The sequence below is a fragment of the Actinocorallia sp. B10E7 genome, assembly GCF_039871655.1.
Lineage (GTDB): Bacteria > Actinomycetota > Actinomycetes > Streptosporangiales > Streptosporangiaceae > Actinocorallia.
On record NZ_JBDPLZ010000006.1, the window covers coordinates 252,943 to 274,673 of the forward strand.

The following is a 21,731-nucleotide window of genomic DNA, read 5'->3' on the forward strand; positions in this document are numbered from 1 at the left end:
ATGCGAATGAGAAGAACTATCAGGAAGTGGTTCTGGAAAGCCGGTGAAGCACTGGTGTGCCGGATGCCCGCGGACCGCCCGTACGAAGTCGGCCGCCGCTTTCCCGGCCATCGCCTCGTGTGGGGGAAGAAATGGGTGTGAGCTGGGCTGACATCCCGCGGCACTGCTGTGCGCGTCTCAACCTCACCGCGCCCTTCGCCACCGATGTCCGCGGCCTCCTCCACGCGACCTTGGCCCTCCGCACCGTGTGCCACCTGCTGCCGGGTTTCTCCGACATCAGGTGTAACGATCGAAGGAACTAAGTGTTACACCCCCCTGACCGTTCCCGGACGGGCACGGCCTGTGTCCGGGCGGGCAGGCCGTGGACTTCCGCGGCCGGGTGCACATGCCTGCGTTGACGGGAACTCGATCTTCGCGCGAAGATCAACCGTTTTGTGGGGATCGGTGTGAGGGGGTCGATGCGTCTTCTCGAACGCTGCCTGGCGGTCGGCGCGGTCGCGGCGCTCGCGGTGGGCGGCACCGTGGCGGGAACGCGGCTCATGGACACCGACCAGCGGGTACTGGACGCCACGCCGGTCGCCGCGCAGATTCCGCAGCGGCTGTCGGCGCTCACCCTCGCATCCGGATCCGTCTACGGCGGCCACCGGATACGGGCGACCGTCTCCTTCACCCAGAAGGCTCCGAAGAGGGGGCTTAAGGTTCGGGTTCAGGCGTCCGGCCTCAAGGTCCCCCGCAACGTGACGGTCAAGCGCGGCAAGCGCAGCGTCTCGTTCTGGGTGAGGACGTCCGCCGTCACGGGCAAGCGGATCCGGACCGTCAAGGTCTCCTACGGGCAGGTCGTCCGGTCCCGCAGGCTGAGTGTGCTGCCCCTGCCCAAGCTCGGCGGGCTGAGCCTCGCCGCGAAGGAGATCTCGGCGGGAGGGTCCGTCGTCGGCACCGTCCGGCTGACCGGCCCCGCCCAGCCCGGCGGCAGCCGGATCACGCTGAAGAGCTCGGCGTCCGACGTCGCGGTCCCCTCCTCGGTCACCGTCCCGGAGGGCTCGCGCACCGCCTCGTTCCGGGCGTCCGCCCGTAAGGAGGCCCAGGCCCGGACCGTGAAGCTGACGGCCCGGCGCGGGAAGGCGAGCCGCACCGCCACGCTGATCCTGGTCGCGGCCCCTTCCGTGCCTTCGCACCCTTCGGACCCTTCTCACCCCTCGCAGCCCTCAGGCCCTTCGGAGCCCGCGCAGCCGAAGGCGACCGGCCTGCTCCTCGCCCCCACCTCGATCAAGACAGGCGAGACCGCGACCGGCACCGTCACCCTTGACCGCCAGGCCGGGCCGGGCGGTGTCCAGGTCGCCCTCACCGTCCCGTCCGGCGCGCCCTACGTGCGGATTCCGGATTCGGTCACCGTCCCGGAGGGCAGCGCCGAGGCGACCTTCACCGTGACGGGCTCCGCGCCGCAGGACGACCCGGTCCGCACCACGACGACGGTCGCCGCGGCCGCCGGCGGCGCGACCGTCCGCACCGAACTCGTCGTGGTCCCCTCGTTCGCGCTCCGGTCGGTGGTCCTGCCGGTCAAGAGCTACGAGCGGAACGGCCTCCTGCCCGTCAAGGTCCTGGCCAACGGCCCGGCTCCCGCGGACACCCACCTGGTCATCGAGTACCTGTTCGCCGACGGGGGCTCCGGTGGTTTCCCCGGCTCGCTTCCGGCGGGGGCGACGGAACTCGACTTCTACGTCGGGACGCCGGCGGTCACCGCTCCCGAGAAGTTCGTCGTCAAGGTCTCCAGGGGGGACCAGACCGTCTACGGCGAGACCACCGTCCACCCCGCCCTGGCGAAGGTCACCACCGACCCGGCACCCGGCACCATCGTCGAGTCCCGGACCATCAAGGTCTCGATCACCCTTCCCGAACCCGCCGAGACCGACTATCCGGTCGAGCTCAACGGCGACTCCCGCTGCTACTGCGTCGACCTCTCCGCCAAGCCGGTCCTGCGGGCCGGTGAGCGGCGGCTGGACTTCGAACTCCCCGCCACCCCGTTCTCCCGCAGCTTCGAGATCTTCGTCCGGGTCGCCACCACCGACCACCGGCTGGGCTGGGAAGCCATCTGGTACTGACGTCCGACGGCGTGGAGCCGACGCGCTAACGGATCCAGCGGGCCGGTCCCACGCCGGGAATGCCCCAGGTCCGGATCCGGCGGGGCCTGATCCGGATGACCTCACCGCTGAGGTACTCGGGGCGTCCGCCGTCGCGCGGCACATCGGCCACGGCCTCGGCGGGGCCCCGGATCTCCATGCCCCGAACGGTCCAGGGCTGGAACGAGACGATGTCGTCCACGACGAAGGCGACCTCGGGGTGGGCCCGGACGTTGGCGAACTTGCGGCTCTCGCCCATGTTCCAGCCGCCGATGTCGATGAAACCCGCCTCGGCGTTCACCTCGAACCCGACGGGATTGTTCTGGAGGGTCCCGTCGGGGGCGAGGGTGGCGAGGCGGCCGAGCGGCTGCCCGGCGAGGTACTCGAGTTCCGCTTCAGTGAAGATCACGCCATCATCCTGCGACTTGAAGTGTGCTTCAAGTCAAGCCCGCGGCGGATGGACGGGGGTTCGGGTCAGGGGGCGGGCCGACGGGGGACGCGGGGCCGCCAGACGGTGGTGGAGATGGTGCTCATGTCGATGGCCTCGTGGATGCCTATCTCGCCGGTCAGCATGCGGCGTCCGCATTCGGCCATGACCTCGTCGGGGTCCCGGTCGAGTTCGTAGAGCGCGAGGTAGCGGTGGGCGGGAGGCGGGGGCGCCGGGTGGTCCTCGTCGCCGGGGATCTCGAGCGGGGCGAGTTCGTAGCGCCGGCCGGAGACCACGCCGGGGACGGCGACGATCTCCGCGAGGTGGGTTCGGTCGTACCACTCGTTGTACGCCTCGTCCTGGCCGTCCACCGGATTGGAGAAGACCAGCATCAGGTCTCTTTCCGTCATGTCCCTGCCTTTCTCCAGCGGGAGTGAACGGAGCTTATGACAGTCGACTGTCACAATCAATGGTCGTCCGGAGTCGGCGCCGCCAGCTTCCGGAGGACGGCGAAGGAGCCGTCGAGGACTTCGCGGAAGGGCGTGCGAGCGGGGCCGTCCAACCACCGGGACAGAGCGTGGTCGAGCACCGTCAGGCCCAGGGCCGCCAGCAGCTCGCACTCGGCGTCTGGAGCGGCCGAGCCGCGGCGGGCGGCCATCGCGGCCGCCATCGTCCCGGCGTTCTCCGCGTGGGCGGCGCCCTCCCTGCCGCGCAGGATGAAGGAGGAGGCGACCGCCTTGCGGTACAGCTCGATCTCGCCCCTCAACCGGTGGAGGCCGGGCGCGAGAACGGCGAAAGACGCCCGCATCGCCTCCAGTTCGGTCATGGTGTCGGGCTGGGCGAGGTAGACGCCGGCGAACGACCGGATGAAGTCCGATTCGCCGCGCAGCAGGACCGACTCCTTGGTGGGGAAGTACCTGAAGAACGTCCTCGGTGAGACTCCGGCGGCCTCGGCGATCTCCTCGGTCGTCGTGGCGTCGTATCCCCGCTCCGCGAACAGCTCCAAGGCGGCGTCGATGAGCGCCTGCCGGGTGCGCGAGGCGCGTTCGGCTCGCGGCCTGAGTCCCTGCGGCATGTCTCCCACCCGGGTCTCCTTCCTGGATTCTGACAGTCTACTGCCATCGGCCGACGAACCCTTGTGGCGTGTGGCCCGCCCCCCGCCGCAGGACCGGCGGGGCGGATGCGGCCAGGAGTGGCCGGATAGGTGGGCGGTGGGAGGGAATGTCACCGTGAAACTCTCTCCGCCCACGGGAGGTCCGGTGGCGCGTCGTCTCGTTTCCAGGCTTGCTCTGCTGGCGGCTCCCCTGCTGGTGGGGACGTCGTTCACGGCTCCGGTGGCCGGAGCGGCCCCCGAAGCGCGGGACGCTCCGGACACGCGGCCGGTGGCGACGGGGTTCGGCGGGGCCGTCTCGACGGTCGACGCCGACGCCAGCAGAACGGCCCTGGACGTGCTCAAGAAGGGCGGCAACGCGGTCGACGCGGCCGTGGCGGCGGCCGCGACGCTCGGCGTGACGGAACCGTATGTCGCCGCGCTGGGAGGCGGAGGGTTCTTCGTCTACTACGACGCCCGGACGCGCAAAGTGCACACCATCGACGGACGCGAGACGGCGCCCGAGGCGATGCGTGCGGACTCGTTCGTCGATCCGGCGACGGGGAAGGCGATCCCGTTCGACGAAGCGGTCACCAGCGGGTTGTCGGTGGGGGTGCCGGGGACGCTCGCGCAATGGGACCAGGCGTTGCGCCGTCACGGTACGCGCGACCTGGACGCGCTGCTCAAACCCGCCATCCGGATCGCGGAGCACGGTTTCCGCGTCGACCAGGAGTTCCACGACCAGACCAAGCTCAACGCCGAACGGTTCGCGGACATCGCGTCCACTCGGGACCTGTTCCTGCCGGGAGGCGCTCCGCCCGCGGTGGGGACGATGTTCCGGAACCCCGATCTGGCCGACACCTACCGGGGGATAGCCGAGCGCGGAACCGGCTGGTTCTACGGAGGCGGGCTGGCGAAGGAGATCGTGCGGACGGTCGAGCAGCCTCCCGTGGTGCCGGGAGCGAAACGCAAGGTTCGGCCCGGCCTCATGGAAGTCTCCGACCTCACCGCGTACAAGGCGCCTTCCCGGCCTCCTACACGCATCGAATACCGGGGGTTGGAGGTGTACGGGATGGCGCCTCCGTCTTCCGGCGGGTCCACCGTCGGCGAGGCGTTGAACATCCTGGAGCGGTTCCCGCTCTCCAAGGGCGATCCGGTGCAGGCGCTGCACTACTACCTGGAGGCGTCCAAGCTCGCCTACGCCGACAGGGCCGCCTACATAGGCGACGTGCCCGGAGTGCCGCTGAAGGAACTGCTTTCCGACTCGTATGCCGCTGAACGGGCCTGCCTGGTGAGCGCCGGCACCGCGTTGAAGGCGCCTGTCGCGGCGGGTTCGCCGGACGGGTCGCACCAGGGCTGCCCGGCGGCGTCCGGGGCGGAGCGGCCCCTGGCGTACGAGGGACCGCAGACCACCAACCTCGTCGTCTCCGACAAATGGGGCAACGTCGTGGCCTACACGCTGACCATCGAGCAGTTCGGCGGCAGCGGGCTCACCGTCCCCGGACGGGGATTCATCCTCAACAACGAGCTGACGGACTTCAGCCTCACCCCGTCGGCGGGCGACCCGAACACCGCCGGGCCAGGGAAGCGTCCGCGCAGCAGCATGGCTCCCACGATCGTGTTGAAGGACGGCGAACCGTTCCTGGCGCTCGGCTCCCCCGGCGGCTCGACCATCATCACGACCGTCCTGCAGATCCTGCTGAACCGCCTGCACCTCGGCATGGGCCTCCCCGCTGCCGTCGCCTCGCCGCGCGCCACCCAGCGCAACACCGCCGCGACCCTCGCCGAGCGGGAGTTCATCGACAAGTACGGCACCGCGCTGACCGCCAAGGGGCAGATCCTGCAGCCGTTCACCGGCCCGCCGCCGTCCATCGGCGCCGCCACCGCTTTGGAGTTCCTGCGCCCCGGCCTCGTCCAGGCCGTCGCCGAACCCACCCGCCGTCACGGTGGCAGCGCCATGGTCGTCCGTCCCCGCTGACCCGCCGTGATCAGGACTGCTGGTCGGCCGGGACGGCCGGAACGGCCGGCGGCTCGGGCCGGCGCAGCACGACCAGGGTGACGGTGAGGGCGGCCACGAGCAGGGCGGCGGCAGTACCGAAGGCCAGGTGGTATCCGCCGGTCAGGGCGGTCGCCTCGTCGGTGCCGGCGGACAGGAGCCCGTCGGTGCGCGAGGCGGCCAGGGTGGACAGCACCGCGACACCGGTGGCCATGCCGATCTGCTGGGTGGTGTTGAACAGCCCGGAGGCCAGCCCCGCGTCGTCCTCCCGTGCCCCGGACATGCCGAGCGAGGTCAGCGCCGGGAGCACCAGGCCGCCGCCCGCGATGAGCAGCATCACCGGGAGCAGGTCGGTGACGTAGTCGGCGTCCACCGGGACGCGGGTGAGCCAGCCCATCGCGCCGAGCAGGAGCAGCAGGCCCGCCAGCAGGACGTTCCGCTCGCCGAAGCGGGTGTTGAGCCGGGCGGAGACGAACAGGGACACGCCGCCGATGGCCACCGCCGCGGGGAGCATCGCCAGGCCCGTGTCGAGCGCGCCGTAGCCGAGGACCTTCTGCATGTAGAGCGCGACGATGATCTGGAAGGCGAACATGGCCGACAGCGTCAGCATCTGGACCAGGTTGGCTCCGGCGACGTTGCGCGAACGGAGGATCCGCAGCGGCATGAGCGGGGTCCCGGCCATCGCCTGGCGGACGAAGAAGGCGGCCAGCAGAACGGCCGACGCCGCCCCGAGACCGAGGGTGTGCGCCGCGAGCCAGCCGTACCGCTCGATCTGGACCACGGTGTAGATGCCCAGCATCAAACCGCCGGTGACCAGCAGGGCTCCGATGACGTCGGCCCCGGCGGCGAGCCCCGCCCCGCGGTCGTCGGGCAGCGCGCGGACCGCCAGCGCGATCACGGCCAGCCCGATCGGCAGGTTGATGAAGAAGATCCAGTTCCAGCTGAACGCGTCGGTGAGGACCCCGCCCAGCACCTGGCCGATCGAGGCTCCGGCGGCGCCGGTGAAGCTGAAGACGCCGATCGCCTTCGCGCGTTCTCCGGCCTCGGCGAACAGCGTCACCAGGATGCCCAGCACGACCGCCGAGGACATGGCGCTGCCGACGCCCTGGCCGAACCGGGCCGCGATCAGCGTGCCGGGCCCGTCGGCGGTCCCGGCCAGCAGCGACGCGGCGGTGAAGACCGCGTTCCCCGCCAGGAACATGGTCTTGCGTCCGATGAGGTCGCCCAGCCGTCCGGCCAGGAGCAGCAGCCCGCCGAAGGCGATCAGGTAGGCGTTGACGGTCCAGCTGAGACCGGCGGGCGAGAAGCCCAGGTCCCGCTGGATGGCGGGCATCGCCACGGTCACGATGCTGCCGTCGAGGATCGTCATCAGCATCGCGACGGACAGCACGGCGAGCGCCGGGCCGCGCGATCGGGGCGCCCCGGTGCGGGACGGATGCGGGGAGGATGCGGTCGTGGACGTCGTGGACATGGTCTCTCCTGTCCTGAAGGGGAACAGGAGAAACCGTAACAGATAGTTTCGTTACAGACTATCTCTTATGGACTTGTCTCCGGGTTCATCGGAACGGGGTCGAGGAGGGCGAACTTCGCCCCCTGGGGATCCCTGACGACGGCCATGCGGCCGGCGACCATGTCGAAGGGCGCCTCGACGACCTCTCCCCCGAGACGGGCCAGCTTCTCGACGGTGGCGTCGGGATCGTCGGTCGCGAAGTAGACCAGCCAGTGCGACGGGGTGTCGGGGCGGTCCAAGTCCCCCATACCGCCGACCACCCGGCCTCCGGCGTTCAGTGAGCAGTAGCCCTCGGCCCCTTCCATCGGGGCCGCCTCCAGGGACAGGGCCGCGGCGTAGAAGGCGGCCGCGGCTGCGGTGTCGGTGGTGTCGAGCTCGTGCCAGACGACCGAGCCGGGCTCACCCGCGATCCCGGCGCCGTGGAACGCGCGGGCCTGCCAGAAGCCGAAGACCGCGCCGGTGGGGTCGGCGGCGACCGCCATCCGGCCGAGGTCCATGACGTCCATCGCGGGCATCAGGATGGAGCCGCCCGCGCCGGTGATCGCCTTCTCCGCGGCGTCGGCGTCGTCGGTCGCCAGGTAGACGGTCCAGGCGGGCGGTGGATCCGGGACGCCGGGACCGGACGGCGTCGCGGTCATGATGCCCGCGACGGGCCTGCCGTTCAGGGTGCAGACCGAGTACCCGCCGGTCTCGGGCGGACCGATCTCGCCCTGCCAGCCGAACAGCTCTCGGTAGAAGTCGAGGGCCGCCTGCTGGTCGGGGACCACCAGGTCGATCCAGCAGGGCGCACCCGGCGCGTAGGGCTCGGTGACTTCGGGCATCTGCGGCCTCCAGAGGAAGTCCGCGCCGGGCCCACCGCCCGGCGACGTCTCTCATTACGAGACTACAAACGCCCGAGGACATTATCCGGTGACCGTCCCGCGCCCAGCGCCAAGGAACATTCGCCCTCGTGGCAGCCGAGGGTCAGGTGAGGACGGTGGAGAGGCAGCGGCGCTCGTCGGCGGGCCGGGCCGCGGTTCGATAGGCGAGAGCGGCCTCGCGGAGGAAGGCGACGGCCTGTGCGGGCCGGCCTTCGGCGGCGCGGAGGTGGGCGCGGGCCTCCCAGAGGGCCGCCGACCAGGGGGCGCACTGCCAGAGGGCCGCGATGCGTTCCGCGTCGGCCAGGTGACGTCGGGCGCGGGGCAGATCGCCGGCGCGGGAGCAGGCGATCGAGGCCTGGACGCGGTAGGGCAGGGCGCAGGCCTCGCAGGTCGGGGGCGTGTCGGCCAGCAGACGCTCGGCGCGGCGGACGGCCGTGACCGCGGACGGCACGTCGGGGGCGGCCTCGACGGACACGCCGAGCAGGCGGACGAGCAGGTGGGAGCGCATCGGCGCGGTCCGGGCCCGGGGGAGCGCCTCGGACAGGCGGGAGGCGGCGCGGGCCCGGTCGCCCTCGGCGAGCGCGGTCTGGGCGAGGCGTTCCAGGCAAAGGCACGCCCCGGAGACCGTCCCGGCCTCGGTGTTGATCCGCAGGGCCCGTGCCAGCCGGAGCCCGGCCTCCGTCAGGTCGCCCGCCAGCAGGGACGCCTCGCCCAGCATGAGCTCGGCGATGCCCCGGCCGGGGAGCGAATCCGCCTGTTCGGCGAGCGCCAGCAGGCGGGCCGCGTAGGAGCCGGCGTCCGGGGTGAGATCGGCGCCGCCCAGGTGGTACTCGGCGAGGCACAGGTTGGCGTCGTAGACGGACACGAGATCGGCGGGCCGGTCCAGCAGGGCGGTGAACTCCTCCAGGAACAGCTCGTGCCAGCCGCCGGTACGGGAGCGGGCGAGGGCCATCAGCGTGCTCGCGTCGCCGAGTTCGTGGTTCAGACGGGCGGCGACCGCCAGGTCCCGCGCCCGGCGGGCCAGCTCCTCGGCCCGGACGTACTCGCCCCGGTTGAGATGCACCAGGCCGGTCGCGATCAGGGCGGCGGCGCGTTCGGCGGGCCGCGGCGGCGGGCCCTCCATCGCCAGGACCCGCTCGTACAGCGCGACGGTGGCCGGATCGGGCCCGACGCCCATCAGCTCGCGCAGCGCGTCCCGGAGCCGTTCGAACTGCCGGATCGCCTCGCGGCGGCGGCCCGCCTCCAGGTGGGCTCCCATCAGGGCCCGGTGGGACTCCTCGTCCGCGGGGTCGACCGCCAGCGCCCGCTCCCACCGGCCCGCCCCCTTGAGGACGGCCAGGTGCAGGTCGCGCAGCCGCGTCCGCGGCTCGGCCGCCCATTCCTCGTACCGGTCGGCCGGCAGCAGGTCTCCCGGGTAGAGGTCCGCGGCGGCGGCGCAGGCGGACGGGTCTCCTCCGGCCAGGGCCGCTCGCGCCGCCGCGGCGAACCGCGCGGCGTCCACTTCGACCGGTTCCCCGCCGCCCAGCACCAGCAGCGCGCCCTCGGAGCGGACGGCCTGGTCGGAGCCCAGCGCCCGCCGGGCCAGGTGCAGCGCCTTACGCAGGTTCGCCCCGGCGGCCGCGCCGGTCAGCGCGGGCCAGAGCAGCCCCATGACGTGCTGCCGGTGCAGGGTGCGCCCCGGTTCCAGGGCCAGCAGCTTCACCAGGTCGGCGGCGCGGCGGTTGCGCCACGCGCCGCCCGGCACCTCACGTCCGTCGACCAGCACCGTGAACTCGCCGAGCAGCCTGATCGAATAGCGCGGCATGCCGCGAATCTACTCGACGGCTCCGGGAACGTCCGGGGAACGCTCGTGTCCTTAGCGTCGGCTCCGTCCGACCGATCGCACCGACAAGGAGCCGTCATGACCTCTCTCCCCTGGAAGAACGCCGAGACGAGCCGGAGGGCGGGCCGGTGACCGCGCGCAAGGCCGTCGTCTCGTTGTCCACCGGGCTGGAGGACGCCGAGCGCGTCACCATCGCGATGCTGGTCGCCGTGGGCGCCGCCGAGCAGGGGCGGCAGACGCTGATCTTCCTCACCAAGGAGGCGGTCCGGCTGGCGCTGGAGGGCTTCGCCGTCGGCACCGCCTGCGAAGGCTGTCCCCCGCTCTCCGACCTGTTCGACCGCTACGCCAGGGCGGGCGGCGCCTTCCTGGTCTGCCCGATCTGCTTCGACGCCAAGAAACTCCCCTCGTCCGGCCTGCTCCCCAACGCCGAGCTCGGAGGCACCGTCCCGATGTGGCAGTGGATCGGCGACGCCGAAGCCACCACCTTCAGCTACTGACCGTTCTCCGCTGAGGCCGGAAGACCATCGCTCGCCGGATCCGGATGAAGTCTGGCCCAAAATAAACTTGCGGTGGTAGTTTCAGAGAAAACTGTCGGTGCCAGTTTTCTTTGGAGGGTCCATGGACCTCGAGCTGTCCGAGGAGCACTCGGCGATACGGACGATGGCGGCGGAGTTCGTCGACCGGGAGGTGGCGCCTCACGTCCGGGAATGGGACCGGGCCGAGTCCGTCGACCGGGGGATCGTCGGCCGGATGGGCGAACTCGGCCTGCTGGGGGTGACGATCCCGGAGGAGTACGGCGGCTCCGGCGGCGACCACCTGGCCTACTGCCTGGTCCTGGAAGAGCTCGGACGCGGGGACTCCGCCGTGCGCGGCATCGTCTCGGTGACCCTCGGGCTCGTCGCCAAGTCCGTCCTCGCGCACGGCGACGAGGAGCAGAAGAAGCGGTGGCTGCCCCGGCTCGCGTCGGGCGCGTCGCTCGGATGCTTCGCGCTCACCGAACCCGGCACCGGGTCCGACGCAGGGAACCTTGCCACACGCGCGGTCCGGGACGGCGGCGACTGGGTGATCACCGGCTCGAAGATGTTCATCACCAACGGCACCTGGGCCGACATCGCCCTGGTGTTCGCCAGGACCGGCGGCGAAGGCTCCAGGGGGATCAGCGCTTTCCTCGTCCCCACCGAGCTGATCGACCGCCGGGAGATCCACGGCAAGCTGGGACTGCGCGGCCAGGCCACCGCCGAACTCGTCTTCGACGGCGTGCGCGTGCCCGCCTCGGCGATGCTCGGACCCGAAGGCGGGGGTTTCGGCGTGGCGATGAGCACGCTCGCCAAGGGCCGCATGTCCGTCGCGGCGGGCTGCGTCGGCCTCGCCCAGGGCTGCCTGGACGCCGCCGTCGGCTACGCCAAGGAGCGGGAGCAGTTCGGCAGGCCCATCGCCGGTCACCAGCTCGTCCAGGAACTGCTGTCCGACATCGCCGTGGACGTCGCCGCCGCCCGCCTGCTGACCTGGAAGGTCGCCGACCTGATCGACCGCGGCCTGCCGTTCGCCACCGAGTCCTCGATGGCCAAGCTGTTCGCCTCCGAAGCGTGCGTCCGGGCCGCGAACAACGCCCTCCAGGTCTTCGGCGGCTACGGCTACATCGACGAGTACCCCGTCGGCAAGATGCTGCGCGACGCGCGCGTCATGACCCTCTACGAAGGCACCAGCCAGATTCAGAAACTCGTCATCGGACGTGCCCTGACCGGCGTCAACGCCTTCTGATCCGCCGTTTCACCCCCCCGGGAGAGAACCATGAGCAGACTCGACGGCAAGGTCGCCATCGTGACGGGCGGCGCGCAGGGCATCGGCGCCGCCACCGTCCGCCGGCTGGAGGAGGAGGGCGCGACCGTGGCGGTCGTCGACCTCGACGCACGGAAGCGGAGCGACGCCGCCCACGCCTACGACTGCGACGTCACCGACCTCGCGTCGGTCGAGGAGGTGTTCACCCGGATCGCCGCCGACCTGGGCGGCCTCGACATCCTGGTCAACAACGCCGGGATCACCCGCGACAACCTGGTGTTCAGGATGAGCAAGGAGGACTGGGACTCGGTCCTGGCCGTCAACCTCACCGGGGTCTTCCACTGCTGCAGGACCGCGCAGAAGTACATGACCGCCCAGCGCTCCGGCAAGATCGTCTCGTTGAGCAGCAGGTCCGCGCTGGGCAACCGAGGGCAGGCCAACTACGCCGCCGCCAAGGCCGGCATCCAGGCGTTCACCGCCACGCTCGCGATCGAGCTCGGCCCGTACGGGATCAACGTCAACGCCGTCGCGCCCGGCTACATCGCCACCGCGATGACCGCCGCGACCGCCGCCCGGGTCGGGGCCGACCCCGAGGAGCACCAGCGGATGGCCGCCGAACGCACCCCTCTGGGCCGGGTCGGGCGGCCCGAGGAGGTCGCCTCCGTCATCGCCTTCCTGGTGAGCGAGGACGCCTCCTACGTGTCGGGCCAGACCCTCTACATCAACGGAGGCGCACGGTGAGGACCCTCCATGAACCTGTGCATCACCGGCCTCGCCCTCGACCGCCTCGCCTCGGCCTCCCGGCCTTTCCGGCCGCCACCGGACTTGCGGGAAGAGGTCAATCCAGGGGCGGCGCGTCCAGCGCGCAGTGGTGGTGGGCCGCCATCCTCGGGCAGGCCGCGCCGCGCAGGGCGGCCGCGGACAGGAGGCCCCCGGCGACGCACAGCGCCGCGGCGATCAGAGAGGCGGCGTGGAAACCCGCGGAGAACCGCTCCGGACGGAGGTAGGCGTCGCCGGTGATGCCGACGAGGGCGGGAAAGACCGCGACGGCGATCAGTGAGGCGGCACGGGCCACGTCGTTGTTGACGGCCGAGGCGATTCCGGCATGCCGGGCGGGCACCGCCGCGAGGACCGTGGCGGTCAGCGGCGCGACGGTGATGGCCAGACCGAGGCCGAAGACGCAGACGGCGGGGAACACCTCGAGCAGGTAGTCCCCCTCCTCACCGACCCTGACGAGCAGGGCGAATCCGGCGCCGACGACGAGGGGGCCGACGCTCATCTGCAGCCGCGGCCCGATCTTCGCGGCCACCGCGCCGGACTTCGAGGACAACAGCAGCATGATGACCGTGACGGGCAGCAGCGCGATGCCCGCCTCCAACGGCGTGTACCCCGAGACCTGCTGGAGTTGGAGCGGCAGCAGGAACAGCGCCCCGCCGAGCGCGCCGTACACGATGAACGTGACGACGTTCGTCACGCTGAACCCGACCGAGCGGAACATGCCCAACGGCAGCAGCGGATGGTCCACCCGGCTCTCCCACCACACGAAGACGACCAGGAGCAGCGCGAGCGCGGCGGGCGCCGTCCAGCCCCGTTCCGGCCCCTCGATCAGCCCGTACGTCAGGCCGACGAGCCCGCCCGTCACCAGCACCCCGCCGACGGCGTCGACCCGGCCGGACGCCTCCGGGTCGCGGGACTCCGGGACGTGCCGCCACGTCAGCGCCACGACGAGCACCGCGAGCGGCAGGTTGATCACGAAGATCAGCCGCCATGACGCCGCCTCCACCAGCCAGCCGCCCAGGAACGGCCCGATCGCCGCCGCCACCCCGCTCAGCCCCGACCAGGCGCCGATCGCCTTCCCCCGGTCGTCCGGGTGGAAGGACGCCTGCAGGATGGCGAGGCTGCCCGGCGTCAGCAGCGCCGCCCCCACCCCCTGCAGCGCCCGTGCCCAGATCAGCACGCCCGGTCCGGACGCGACGGCGCACAGCGCGGACGCCGCCGCGAACCACACGATCCCGATCTGGAAGACGAGCCGCCGCCCGTACCTGTCCCCGAGCGCCCCCGCCACCAGCAGCAGCCCCGCGAGCGTCAGCGTGTAGGCCGTGACCACCCACTGCAGGCTCCCCAGCCCGACGCCGAACTCCTCTCCGATGGCGGGCAGCGCGATCCCCACCACCGTCGCGTCGATCGCGGCGAGCGCCGATCCGAGCACGGTCGCGAGCAGCACCCACTTCCCGGCCGCACTGTCGTAACGCACTCCTTCCACCTCCCCCGCCCTCTTCCCCCGAAGCACCCCAGAGCCGGTTCATCGGCGTCAAGGTGCGAAGGCATCGGACGTGCCGGTCCGGGTTCCCTCGGCCGTCAGGAGGCCGAGGCGGTGCCGCGGGCGTTGTAGACGACGGCGTCGTCGCGGGCGCCGTAGGCGCGGAAGACCTCGACGGCCTCCTCGCGGAGGGGGCTGAGGGCGACCTCGATGCCGCGGGCCTCGAACTGGGCGGCCCAGTCCTCGACCATCGGGCCCTCGTCGAAGCCGGTCAGCTTCTCCAGTTCGGGGCCCTCTCCCGCGATGAGCAGGCGGCGGACGCCCGACCACATCGTGGCGCCGTAGCACATGACGCACGGCCGCCAGTTGACGACGAGCTCCAGGTCGGGCAGGCCGGGGCCGCCCAGGTCCCAGACGCCGAGCCGGGTCTGGGCGAGCGACAGCGCGGTGACCTCGGCGTGGGTGGAGGACAGGTTCGAGGCCAGGACGACGTTGACCCCCGCCGACACGAGGCGTCCCGTCCCGGACTCGACGACCAGGGCGGCGAACGGCCCGCCGGTGTCCTCGCGGTGGTTGCGGTCGGCGAGCCGGTTGGCCAGGCGGATCCGGTCGTCGTCGGACGGCAGGAGCTCCGGGACGTCCGCCAGTTCGGCGGCGACCCAGCCGGGCAGGCGGGCGCCGAAGGAGGCGGCGAGCGCGGTGGTGTCCATGGGGATCCTCCTCGGTCAGGCGGTGAAGAAGTGGCTGAGGCCGAGGTCGCGCAGGCCCCGCCGGTAGGCGACGGAGCTGCGGTCGGCGGGGATGTTGACCTCGATCTTCGGGTCGAGGGGGAGGTTCTCCGGGCGCTGGACCTCGACGATCGCGCGGTCCTCCTCGAAGATCTGCCGGTTGAAGTCGTAGGTGGCCTCCACCGGCAGGTCGAGGTCGAAGTTCTTGGCGATCGGGCAGAACATCCGGGTCATTCTGGCGGAGACCGGGGCGGCCGCGTTCATGATGTTGAGCAGGCCGCCGTCCGGGAAGTGCACGACGAGCTGCGCGGTGAAGGGCAGGTGCACGTCGAAGCGGCGCAGCCATGGGAATCCGGGCGGCGCCTTCCTTCCCGCGGCGTGCGGGTAGTTGGCGACGGTGGACCAGTAGTCGACCGAGAATCCCTTGGCGTGCCGGACGGGCGAGTAGGCGGGCACTTCGACGTTCTCGGGGTCGGCGAAGGAGTCGGCGTGGACGAACCCGAAGTGCGCGACGTCCAGGAACCCCTCGACCTGGCGTCCGGCGAAGGCCGCGATGTCGATGCTCGGGCAGGTGATCCCCTGGAAGCCCTCGTCGTCCCAGTGCTTCATCTCCGGCACGTCGGGCGTCCCGCCCTCGGGCCGCAGGCACGTCCAGATCAGCCCGTACTTCTCGGCCACCGGGTAGGTCCGCAGGTGCAGCCGGTCCGGGATCTTCGCCGCCGGGTGCGCCGGGACCGCCGTGCACCGGCCCTTCGCCCCGAACCTCAGCCCGTGGTAGGCGCAGGCGACGCCCTCGCCGTCCCCCGTTCCCAGGCTCAGCGGGACGCCCCTGTGCGGGCAGATGTCCCCCGCCACCACGACCTCGCCGCCCGCCCGGTAGACGACCAGCTCCTCGTCCAGGAGCCTGACGCCGACCGGCGCGTCGCCCACTTCGCGGGACAGCGCGACGGGATACCAGAACCGGGCGAGAACCGCCCAGTCGTCGGGGTCGAAGGTGCAGTCGCGGGGCAGGCCAGGGCGTACGGTCGTCATCACGGGTCCTCGAGGAGCGGTCGGCGGGAGAACAGCGGACCGGCGAGGACGCCGCGGAGGTTCAGCCCGCCGCGCCCCCGCCCCGGGCTCTCCACCCGTGCGCGACACGCCCCCGGGTCCAGGCGGACTGGTGGACACGAAGCCGCAGATCGGTGTTCGGCCGCATCGTGTTCCCTCCCTCCGCGCTCACCTGGCAGGACGACCACGACCGACCTTGGAGCAGCGACGTTGCGGCTCCATTGCCCCTTCGTTCCGCCGCCGTTAAGCACGTGCGGGCGCGGCGGGCAAGCACTTCGCCAACGGTCCGTCACCGTCCGTATGGTTCCGCCGCACCGGGGGCAGAAGTCCGTCGACCGTCCGGAGCGAGGTGACCATGGGCGAACAGCGGCCCGCCAGGAAGATCGTGATCCAGAACGTGCGGATCTTCGACGGGATCGGCGACGGCCTCCGGCCCGGCCGGGTGGTGACCGAGGGCTCCAAGATCAAGGAAGTGGCCGCCGAGGGGCGGCTTCCGGCCCCGGACGTCGAGGACGGCCCGGCCGTGGTCATCGACGGGCGGGGGATGACGCTGATCCCCGGGCTCAGCGACGCGCACGTGCACCTCATGCTGATCGGCGCCGCCCAGGAGGAGCTCATGCTCGGCGGCACCGGCCTGAGCTACCTGCTGGGCGCGGTCGAGGCCGAGGCGATGCTGATGCGCGGGTTCACCACCGTGCGCGACATGGGCGGCGACACCGCGGACCTCAAACGATTGATCGACGCGGGCGTGCTGCCCGGGCCTCGGATCTACCCCAGCCAGGCGGGGCTGTCGCAGACCTCCGGGCACGGCGACTTCAGCATGGTCTACGACGTGCCGACCGCACTCGGCGGATTCCCTTCACGTGCCGAGCAACTGGGCGTCATGCGTGTCGCCGACGGCCGTACCCGGGTGCTGGCGGGCGTGCGCGAGCAGCTGAAGAAGGGCGCCTCCCAGATCAAGATGATGGCCGGCGGCGGCGTCACCTCCCTCTACGACCCCTTGGACGTGCTGCAGTACACCCCGGACGAGCTGCGCGCCGGAGTGGAGGCCGCCGCGGGCTGGGGCACCTACGTGTCGGTGCACGTCTACACCGGCGCCGGTATCCGGCGTGCGGTCGAGGCCGGAGTCCAAGTGATCGAGCACGCGCAGCTCGCCGAAGAGGACGACATCAGGTTCATGGCCGACCACGGGGTCTGGCTGAGCACCCAGCCGTTCATCGAGGACGACCACCATTACGCCAACCCCGTGTCCGCCGAGAAGCACCGGCGGGTCTGCGCAGGCGTGCGGAGCACCTTCGCCTGGGCGCTCGAACACGGGGTGCCGGTCGCCTTCGGCACCGACCTGCTGCTGGCCCCGTCGCTGGGCGCCAGGCAGAGCGAGATGCTCACCCGGCTGGCCGACCTGGCCGGAGGCCCGGCGGCGGCGCTGAAGATCGCCACTTCCGGCAACGCCGAACTGCTGCGCAGATCCGGCCCGCGCGACCCCTACCAGAACCCCACCCCCGCCGACCTGGCCGCACACGGGAACCGCCCTCACCTGGCCCGTCTGGGCGTCGTGGCCGAGGGCGCCTGGGCCGATCTGCTGCTGGTCGACGGCGACCCCACCCGGGATCTGGCGATACTGGGAGACCCCGGCACCAACCTGAAGGTCATCATCAAGGACGGCCGCGTCCACAAGAACACCCTGCCCGCCTGACCGGTCCCCGGCCCTCACGGCGGAGACGAGGAGGTCCCGCCGTGACCCGTGAGCCCAAGGTGGACACGAAGTCCGTGCTCGGCAAGGTCGCGGCCGTGCTGTACTCCTTCACCGCCGACGACCACGGGGTGAGCCTCGCCGAGCTGGGGCGCAGGACGGGGATCCCCAAGGGGACGCTGCACCGCGTCGTCGGCGACATGGTCGAGGTGCGGCTGCTGGACAAGGTCGGCAACGGCTACCGGCTCAGCGGGCAGGTCTTCCAGCTGGGCATGCGCGCCTCGGTCGAGCGTGGGCTGCTGGAGGTCGCCACCCCCTTCATGGAGGACCTGTACGAGCGCACGCACGAGATCGTGCACCTGGGCGTGCTCGAAGGGACCGAGGTCGTCTACGTGTCGAAGATCGGCGGTCACCGGCAGACGCCCTCCCCGTCCCGGCTCGGCGGAAGGATGCCCCTGTACTGCACGGCGATCGGCAAGGCCCTGCTGGCGTTCTCCCCGCCCGGCCTGCTGGCCGAGGTCGTCGCGCAGGGACTGGCCCGCAGGACGCCGCGGACGATCACGGCGCCCGGCCTGCTGCGCCGCCAGCTGGAGCGGGTGGCCGAGACCGGGGTCGCGTTCGAGCTCGAGGAGTCCGCGACCGGCATCGTCTGCGTGGCCGCGCCGGTGCTCGACCCGTCGGACCGGCCCGTCGCCGCGGTCAGCGTCACCGGGCCGGTCACGAGGTTCAGGCCGGAGGTCCACGCGACCGTGGTGAAGGCGGCCGCCGCCGGGATCTCCGGCACTCTCGCCCGGCGGGCCGCGCTCGTCCAGAAGGACTGAACACCTCAGATCGATGTTCCACTCAGTGGAACATTCGTATGGTCACACGCCCGTGAGCTGGGCGATCGTGGTGTCACCACCCAGACCTGAGGATTGTGATGACACCGAACGACCCGACGACCGCCCCGGACCGCGACGCGGTCGTGGCCGCCGCGGCGGCGCGGCTGGAGGCCGCGGAAGCCGAGCGGGCGCCCTGCGCCCCGGTCCGCGACCTGATCGGCGAGACCGACATCGCGCTCGCCTACGCCGTCCAGCGGCGGCTCACCGAGAACCGGCTCGCCGCCGGGGCCCGGGTCGTCGGGCGGAAGATCGGGCTCACTTCCCCGGCGGTGCAGCGGCAGCTCGGCGTCGACCAGCCCGACCTCGGGGTGCTCTTCGACGACATGGACGTCTCCGGGCTCGCCGAGGTGCCGAGCGGGCGCCTGCTGCAGCCCAAGGCCGAGGCGGAGGTCGCGTTCGTGCTCGGCGCGGACCTCGACCACGAGATCTCCGGGGTGGACGACGTCCGCGCGGCGGTGTCCTACGCGGTGGCCGCGCTGGAGATCGTCGACAGCCGGATCGCCGACTGGAACATCAAGATCACTGACACGGTCGCCGACAACGGGTCCAGCGCCCTGTACGTGCTCGGCGGCGAGAAGCTGACACTGGCGGAGTTCGAGCCCGTCGACGTCGTCATGAAGCTCTACTCCGACGGCGAACTGGTCTCCGAGGGCGACGGCGCGGCCTGCCTCGGCGACCCCCTGCTGGCGCTGGCCTGGCTGGCCCGGACGGCCCGAGAGTTCGGGTCGCCGCTGCGGGCCGGGCAGGTGGTGCTCTCCGGCGCGCTCGGGCCTATGGTGCCCGCCCCTCCCGGCTCGGTGATCCGCGCGGAGATCTCCTCGCTCGGCTCCGTGACCGCCGCGTTCTCGAGGTAAGGAAGATCATGAAGAAGACCAAGGTGGCGGTGATCGGCTCCGGCAACATCGGAACCGACCTGATGATCAAGGTGATCCGGCTGTCGAAGACCCTGGAGATGGGGGCGATGGTCGGCATCGACCCCGACTCCGACGGCCTGGCGCGGGCCCGGCGCATGAAGGTCCCGACCACGCACGAAGGCGTGGACGGGCTGATCGCGATGGACGGCTTCGACGAGATCGGCATCGTCTTCGACGCCACGTCCGCCAAGGCGCACGTGGCCAACGCCGCGAAGCTCGCCCCCTACGGCAAGAAGCTGATCGACCTGACCCCCGCGGCGATCGGCCCCTACGTCGTCCCGCCCGTCAACCTGGACCGGCACCTGCAGGACCAGGCCGACAATGTGAACATGGTGACCTGCGGCGGGCAGGCGACGATCCCGATCGTGCACGCCGTCTCCCGGGTCACGCCCGTCGCCTACGCCGAGATCGTCGCGTCCATCTCGTCGCGCTCGGCCGGTCCCGGCACCCGCGCCAACATCGACGAGTTCACCGAGACCACGTCGCAGGCGATCGAGCGGGTCGGCGGCGCCGAACGCGGCAAGGCCGTCATCATCCTCAACCCGGCCGAACCGCCCATGATCATGCGTGACACCGTCTTCTGCCTGATCGGCGACGCCGACCACGACGAGATCCGCGCGTCCGTCGAGAAGATGGTCGCCGAGGTCAACGAGTACGTGCCCGGCTACCGCCTCAAGCAGGAGGTGCAGTTCATCCCGGTCGCCGCGGACGAACCGGTGCACACCCTGCTCCCCGAGGGCGGGCCCGCGACGGGCGTGACCACCAAGGTCGCGGTGTTCCTGGAGGTCGCGGGAGCCGCGCACTACCTCCCCGCCTACGCCGGGAACCTCGACATCATGACCTCCGCCGCCCTCCGCGTCGCCGAGAGCATCGCCACAGGAGCCGCCCGATGAACGCCAAGCCGAACCTGTACATCCAGGACGTCACCCTGCGGGACGGCATGCACGCCGTCCGGCACCGCATCGACCCCGAGAACGTCGCGAAGATCGTCGCCGCGCTGGACGCGGCCGGCGTCGACGCCATCGAGGTCGCCCACGGGGACGGCCTCGCCGGCGGCAGCCTCAACTACGGCCCCGGCAGCAACACCGACTGGGAGTGGATCGAGGCCGCCGCCGCCAACGTCCGCAACGCCGTGCTCACCACCCTGCTGCTGCCCGGCATCGGCACCATCGCCGAACTGAAGCACGCCTACTCCCTGGGCGTGCGCTCCATCCGCATCGCCACCCACTGCACCGAGGCCGACGTCTCGGCCCAGCACATCGCGGCGGCCCGCGACCTGGGCATGGACGTCTCGGGCTTCCTGATGATGAGCCACATGGCCCCCGCGAAGGAGCTCGCCGCGCAGGCCAAGCTGATGGAGTCCTACGGCGCCCACTGCGTCTACGTCACCGACTCCGGCGGGCGGCTCACCATGGACGGGGTGCGCGAACGCGTCCGCGCCTACCGCGACGTCCTCGACGAGAGCACCCAGATCGGCATCCACGCCCACCAGAACCTCTCCCTGGCCGTCGCCAACTCGGTCGTCGCCGTCGAGGAGGGCGTCACCCGGGTGGACGCCTCCCTGGCCGGGCACGGAGCGGGCGCGGGCAACTGCCCGATCGAGCCTTTCATCGCCGTCGCGTCCCTGCAGGGCTGGGAGCACGGCTGCGACCTGTTCGCCCTCCAGGACGCGGCCGACGACCTCGTCCGCCCGTTGCAGGACCGTCCCGTCCAGGTCGACCGGGAGACCCTGACCCTGGGTTACGCCGGCGTCTACTCCAGCTTCCTGCGCCACGCCGAGGCCGCCTCCGCCCGGTACGGCGTGGACGTGCGCACGATCCTCCTCGAGGTCGGCCGCAGAAGGCTGGTCGGCGGCCAGGAGGACATGATCATCGACATCGCCCTGGACCTCCAGGCCGAGGCGAAGGCCTCCGCCTGACGTCCCTTCCCGCCGCGAAAGGCCGCTGACCGTTCCCGCTCAGCGGCCTTTCGGGCATGGAAGTGTTCAATGGTCAGGCGTTGCGGGTGGTCCAGCCGATGATCAGATCGGCGCCGCGCCGGGCTCTGGCGGCCCGGCGGCGGCCGCGGGCACTGCGGGGGGCCACGAGGACGCGGGGGCGGTTCTTCAGCGAGACCCCCGCCGCGGCGCAGCGGGCGTAGAAGGCTAGCCTTTCCGCGGCGTCCGAGAGCTCCCCGAGGGCGCGACGCTCCGCCAGCAGGGTGGGCGCGGCCAAGGCGAGGGCGAAGAGCGCTTCGACCTCGGTCACCTGGGTACTGAGCCAGAGCAGGGACTCCCCGCCCGCTCCGGGCTCCTTTTCCATTTGCGGTCTTTCCAGGACTTCTTCCCTCCTGAAACCCTCATCCCCGAGAGCGCATCCAGTGCGTCATCCAACGATCGGACCGGCGGACGGGTTCCAGGCTCGGGGAGTTCGCGCGTCTGGCGTTCAGCCCTCTCCGGCGAGATCCTCCCGGCTCAGGTCGGCCTCCTTCATCGCCTCCTTGAGCTTCGCGCCCATCTCGGTCTCCTCTCCCTTCTCCGGCCGCCGGGCCCCCTCGTCCGGGCGGGGGAGGACCTGGTCGGTACGGCGGGTCTTGGGAGCGTTCTCCTCGGGCGTGGACATCGGG

At 71.6% G+C, this 21,731-nt stretch carries 21 protein-coding genes; 10 read left to right on the top strand and 11 right to left on the bottom strand.

Going from position 1 to position 21,731, the window contains the following annotated elements:
- Window positions 1-458 precede the first annotated feature (458 nt).
- Window positions 459-2,099: a hypothetical protein gene (locus ABGB12_RS22855; protein WP_347681143.1), complete on the top strand. Its 1,641-nt coding sequence runs from the start codon at window positions 459-461 to the stop codon at window positions 2,097-2,099.
- Window positions 2,100-2,124: 25 nt separating this feature from the next.
- Here ABGB12_RS22855 and ABGB12_RS22860 read toward each other — a convergent pair whose 3' ends face one another.
- From ABGB12_RS22860 to ABGB12_RS22870, 3 genes are all read right to left on the bottom strand, one after another.
- Window positions 2,125-2,526 carry a PPOX class F420-dependent oxidoreductase gene (locus ABGB12_RS22860; RefSeq protein WP_347681145.1) on the bottom strand — a complete coding sequence of 134 codons (402 nt, stop codon included), beginning with the start codon at window positions 2,524-2,526 and terminating at the stop codon, window positions 2,125-2,127.
- Between the two features lie 65 nt (window positions 2,527-2,591).
- Window positions 2,592-2,954 (bottom strand): hypothetical protein, encoded by a 363-nt coding sequence (locus tag ABGB12_RS22865; protein WP_347681147.1) that lies wholly within the window; start codon window positions 2,952-2,954, stop codon window positions 2,592-2,594.
- 56 nt (window positions 2,955-3,010) lie between these two features.
- Window positions 3,011-3,619 carry a TetR family transcriptional regulator gene (locus tag ABGB12_RS22870; protein ID WP_347681494.1) on the bottom strand — a complete coding sequence of 203 codons (609 nt, stop codon included), beginning with the start codon at window positions 3,617-3,619 and terminating at the stop codon, window positions 3,011-3,013.
- Window positions 3,620-3,803: 184 nt separating this feature from the next.
- On the opposite strand from ABGB12_RS22870, the gene ggt reads away from it, so the two are divergent.
- On the top strand, window positions 3,804-5,612 hold the full coding sequence (gene ggt / locus ABGB12_RS22875) for a gamma-glutamyltransferase (RefSeq protein WP_347681149.1): 1,809 nt from the start codon (window positions 3,804-3,806) through the stop codon (window positions 5,610-5,612).
- Window positions 5,613-5,622: 10 nt separating this feature from the next.
- On the opposite strand, the gene ABGB12_RS22880 is transcribed toward ggt, so the two are convergent.
- The 3 genes from ABGB12_RS22880 to ABGB12_RS22890 form a co-directional block, all read right to left on the bottom strand.
- Window positions 5,623-7,101: an MFS transporter gene (locus ABGB12_RS22880; protein ID WP_347681151.1), complete on the bottom strand. Its 1,479-nt coding sequence runs from the start codon at window positions 7,099-7,101 to the stop codon at window positions 5,623-5,625.
- A 65-nt stretch (window positions 7,102-7,166) separates the two neighbouring features.
- Window positions 7,167-7,961: a VOC family protein gene (locus ABGB12_RS22885; RefSeq protein WP_347681153.1), complete on the bottom strand. Its 795-nt coding sequence runs from the start codon at window positions 7,959-7,961 to the stop codon at window positions 7,167-7,169.
- Between the two features lie 142 nt (window positions 7,962-8,103).
- Window positions 8,104-9,804, bottom strand: a complete 1,701-nt coding sequence (locus ABGB12_RS22890; RefSeq protein WP_347681155.1) for a BTAD domain-containing putative transcriptional regulator — start codon at window positions 9,802-9,804, stop codon at window positions 8,104-8,106.
- A gap of 146 nt (window positions 9,805-9,950) precedes the next feature.
- On the opposite strand from ABGB12_RS22890, the gene ABGB12_RS22895 reads away from it, so the two are divergent.
- The 3 genes from ABGB12_RS22895 to fabG all read left to right on the top strand — a co-directional run bounded on the left by ABGB12_RS22895 (window position 9,951) and on the right by fabG (window position 12,342).
- Complete coding sequence (locus tag ABGB12_RS22895) at window positions 9,951-10,319, top strand: DsrE family protein (protein ID WP_347681157.1); 369 nt, start codon at window positions 9,951-9,953, stop codon at window positions 10,317-10,319.
- Between the two features lie 121 nt (window positions 10,320-10,440).
- A complete protein-coding gene (locus ABGB12_RS22900; protein WP_347681159.1) occupies window positions 10,441-11,583 on the top strand; it encodes an acyl-CoA dehydrogenase family protein in 1,143 nt (380 codons plus the stop codon).
- Window positions 11,584-11,613: 30 nt separating this feature from the next.
- Window positions 11,614-12,342, top strand: coding sequence for a 3-oxoacyl-ACP reductase FabG (fabG, locus tag ABGB12_RS22905; RefSeq protein ID WP_347681161.1), 729 nt, complete (start codon window positions 11,614-11,616; stop codon window positions 12,340-12,342).
- Window positions 12,343-12,439: 97 nt separating this feature from the next.
- Here fabG and ABGB12_RS22910 read toward each other — a convergent pair whose 3' ends face one another.
- The 3 genes from ABGB12_RS22910 to ABGB12_RS22920 all read right to left on the bottom strand — a co-directional run bounded on the left by ABGB12_RS22910 (window position 12,440) and on the right by ABGB12_RS22920 (window position 15,621).
- A complete protein-coding gene (locus ABGB12_RS22910) occupies window positions 12,440-13,855 on the bottom strand; it encodes an MFS transporter (protein ID WP_347681163.1) in 1,416 nt (471 codons plus the stop codon).
- 104 nt (window positions 13,856-13,959) lie between these two features.
- Window positions 13,960-14,571 carry a nucleoside deaminase gene (locus ABGB12_RS22915; RefSeq protein WP_347681165.1) on the bottom strand — a complete coding sequence of 204 codons (612 nt, stop codon included), beginning with the start codon at window positions 14,569-14,571 and terminating at the stop codon, window positions 13,960-13,962.
- A 15-nt stretch (window positions 14,572-14,586) separates the two neighbouring features.
- Window positions 14,587-15,621, bottom strand: coding sequence for an aromatic ring-hydroxylating dioxygenase subunit alpha (locus ABGB12_RS22920; protein WP_347681167.1), 1,035 nt, complete (start codon window positions 15,619-15,621; stop codon window positions 14,587-14,589).
- 373 nt (window positions 15,622-15,994) lie between these two features.
- Between ABGB12_RS22920 and ABGB12_RS22925 the strand changes: the two genes are divergently transcribed.
- The 5 genes from ABGB12_RS22925 (at window position 15,995) to dmpG (ending at window position 21,045) form a co-directional block, all read left to right on the top strand.
- Window positions 15,995-17,335 (top strand): amidohydrolase family protein, encoded by a 1,341-nt coding sequence (locus ABGB12_RS22925; protein WP_347681169.1) that lies wholly within the window; start codon window positions 15,995-15,997, stop codon window positions 17,333-17,335.
- A 41-nt stretch (window positions 17,336-17,376) separates the two neighbouring features.
- A complete protein-coding gene (locus ABGB12_RS22930; RefSeq protein ID WP_347681171.1) occupies window positions 17,377-18,153 on the top strand; it encodes an IclR family transcriptional regulator in 777 nt (258 codons plus the stop codon).
- Between the two features lie 98 nt (window positions 18,154-18,251).
- A complete protein-coding gene (locus ABGB12_RS22935) occupies window positions 18,252-19,067 on the top strand; it encodes a fumarylacetoacetate hydrolase family protein (protein WP_347681172.1) in 816 nt (271 codons plus the stop codon).
- Between the two features lie 5 nt (window positions 19,068-19,072).
- Window positions 19,073-20,020, top strand: coding sequence for an acetaldehyde dehydrogenase (acetylating) (locus ABGB12_RS22940; protein ID WP_347681496.1), 948 nt, complete (start codon window positions 19,073-19,075; stop codon window positions 20,018-20,020).
- Window positions 20,017-21,045: a 4-hydroxy-2-oxovalerate aldolase gene (dmpG, locus tag ABGB12_RS22945; protein WP_347681174.1), complete on the top strand. Its 1,029-nt coding sequence runs from the start codon at window positions 20,017-20,019 to the stop codon at window positions 21,043-21,045. Before ABGB12_RS22940 ends, dmpG begins: the two co-directional genes overlap by 4 nt.
- A 73-nt stretch (window positions 21,046-21,118) precedes the next feature.
- Here dmpG and ABGB12_RS22950 read toward each other — a convergent pair whose 3' ends face one another.
- Both ABGB12_RS22950 and ABGB12_RS22955 read right to left on the bottom strand, forming a co-directional pair.
- Window positions 21,119-21,427 (bottom strand): hypothetical protein, encoded by a 309-nt coding sequence (locus tag ABGB12_RS22950; protein WP_347681176.1) that lies wholly within the window; start codon window positions 21,425-21,427, stop codon window positions 21,119-21,121.
- Window positions 21,428-21,550: 123 nt separating this feature from the next.
- Window positions 21,551-21,727 (bottom strand): hypothetical protein, encoded by a 177-nt coding sequence (locus ABGB12_RS22955; protein ID WP_347681178.1) that lies wholly within the window; start codon window positions 21,725-21,727, stop codon window positions 21,551-21,553.
- Window positions 21,728-21,731: the final 4 nt, after the last annotated feature.

What these genes read in the sequence shown, in the direction of transcription:
- ABGB12_RS22855 (WP_347681143.1), top strand. Translation starts at nt 459, where the DNA reads ATGCGTCTTCTCGAACGCTGCCTGGCGGTCGGCGCGGTCGCGGCGCTC.
- ABGB12_RS22865 (WP_347681147.1), bottom strand. Translation starts at nt 2,954, where the DNA reads ATGACGGAAAGAGACCTGATGCTGGTCTTCTCCAATCCGGTGGACGGC.
- ABGB12_RS22870 (WP_347681494.1), bottom strand. Translation starts at nt 3,619, where the DNA reads ATGCCGCAGGGACTCAGGCCGCGAGCCGAACGCGCCTCGCGCACCCGG.
- ABGB12_RS22880 (WP_347681151.1), bottom strand. Translation starts at nt 7,101, where the DNA reads ATGTCCACGACGTCCACGACCGCATCCTCCCCGCATCCGTCCCGCACC.
- ABGB12_RS22885 (WP_347681153.1), bottom strand. Translation starts at nt 7,961, where the DNA reads ATGCCCGAAGTCACCGAGCCCTACGCGCCGGGTGCGCCCTGCTGGATC.
- ABGB12_RS22890 (WP_347681155.1), bottom strand. Translation starts at nt 9,804, where the DNA reads ATGCCGCGCTATTCGATCAGGCTGCTCGGCGAGTTCACGGTGCTGGTC.
- ABGB12_RS22900 (WP_347681159.1), top strand. Translation starts at nt 10,441, where the DNA reads ATGGACCTCGAGCTGTCCGAGGAGCACTCGGCGATACGGACGATGGCG.
- fabG (WP_347681161.1), top strand. Translation starts at nt 11,614, where the DNA reads ATGAGCAGACTCGACGGCAAGGTCGCCATCGTGACGGGCGGCGCGCAG.
- ABGB12_RS22915 (WP_347681165.1), bottom strand. Translation starts at nt 14,571, where the DNA reads ATGGACACCACCGCGCTCGCCGCCTCCTTCGGCGCCCGCCTGCCCGGC.
- ABGB12_RS22920 (WP_347681167.1), bottom strand. Translation starts at nt 15,621, where the DNA reads ATGACGACCGTACGCCCTGGCCTGCCCCGCGACTGCACCTTCGACCCC.
- ABGB12_RS22925 (WP_347681169.1), top strand. Translation starts at nt 15,995, where the DNA reads ATGGGCGAACAGCGGCCCGCCAGGAAGATCGTGATCCAGAACGTGCGG.
- ABGB12_RS22935 (WP_347681172.1), top strand. Translation starts at nt 18,252, where the DNA reads ATGACACCGAACGACCCGACGACCGCCCCGGACCGCGACGCGGTCGTG.
- dmpG (WP_347681174.1), top strand. Translation starts at nt 20,017, where the DNA reads ATGAACGCCAAGCCGAACCTGTACATCCAGGACGTCACCCTGCGGGAC.
- ABGB12_RS22950 (WP_347681176.1), bottom strand. Translation starts at nt 21,427, where the DNA reads ATGGAAAAGGAGCCCGGAGCGGGCGGGGAGTCCCTGCTCTGGCTCAGT.
- ABGB12_RS22955 (WP_347681178.1), bottom strand. Translation starts at nt 21,727, where the DNA reads ATGTCCACGCCCGAGGAGAACGCTCCCAAGACCCGCCGTACCGACCAG.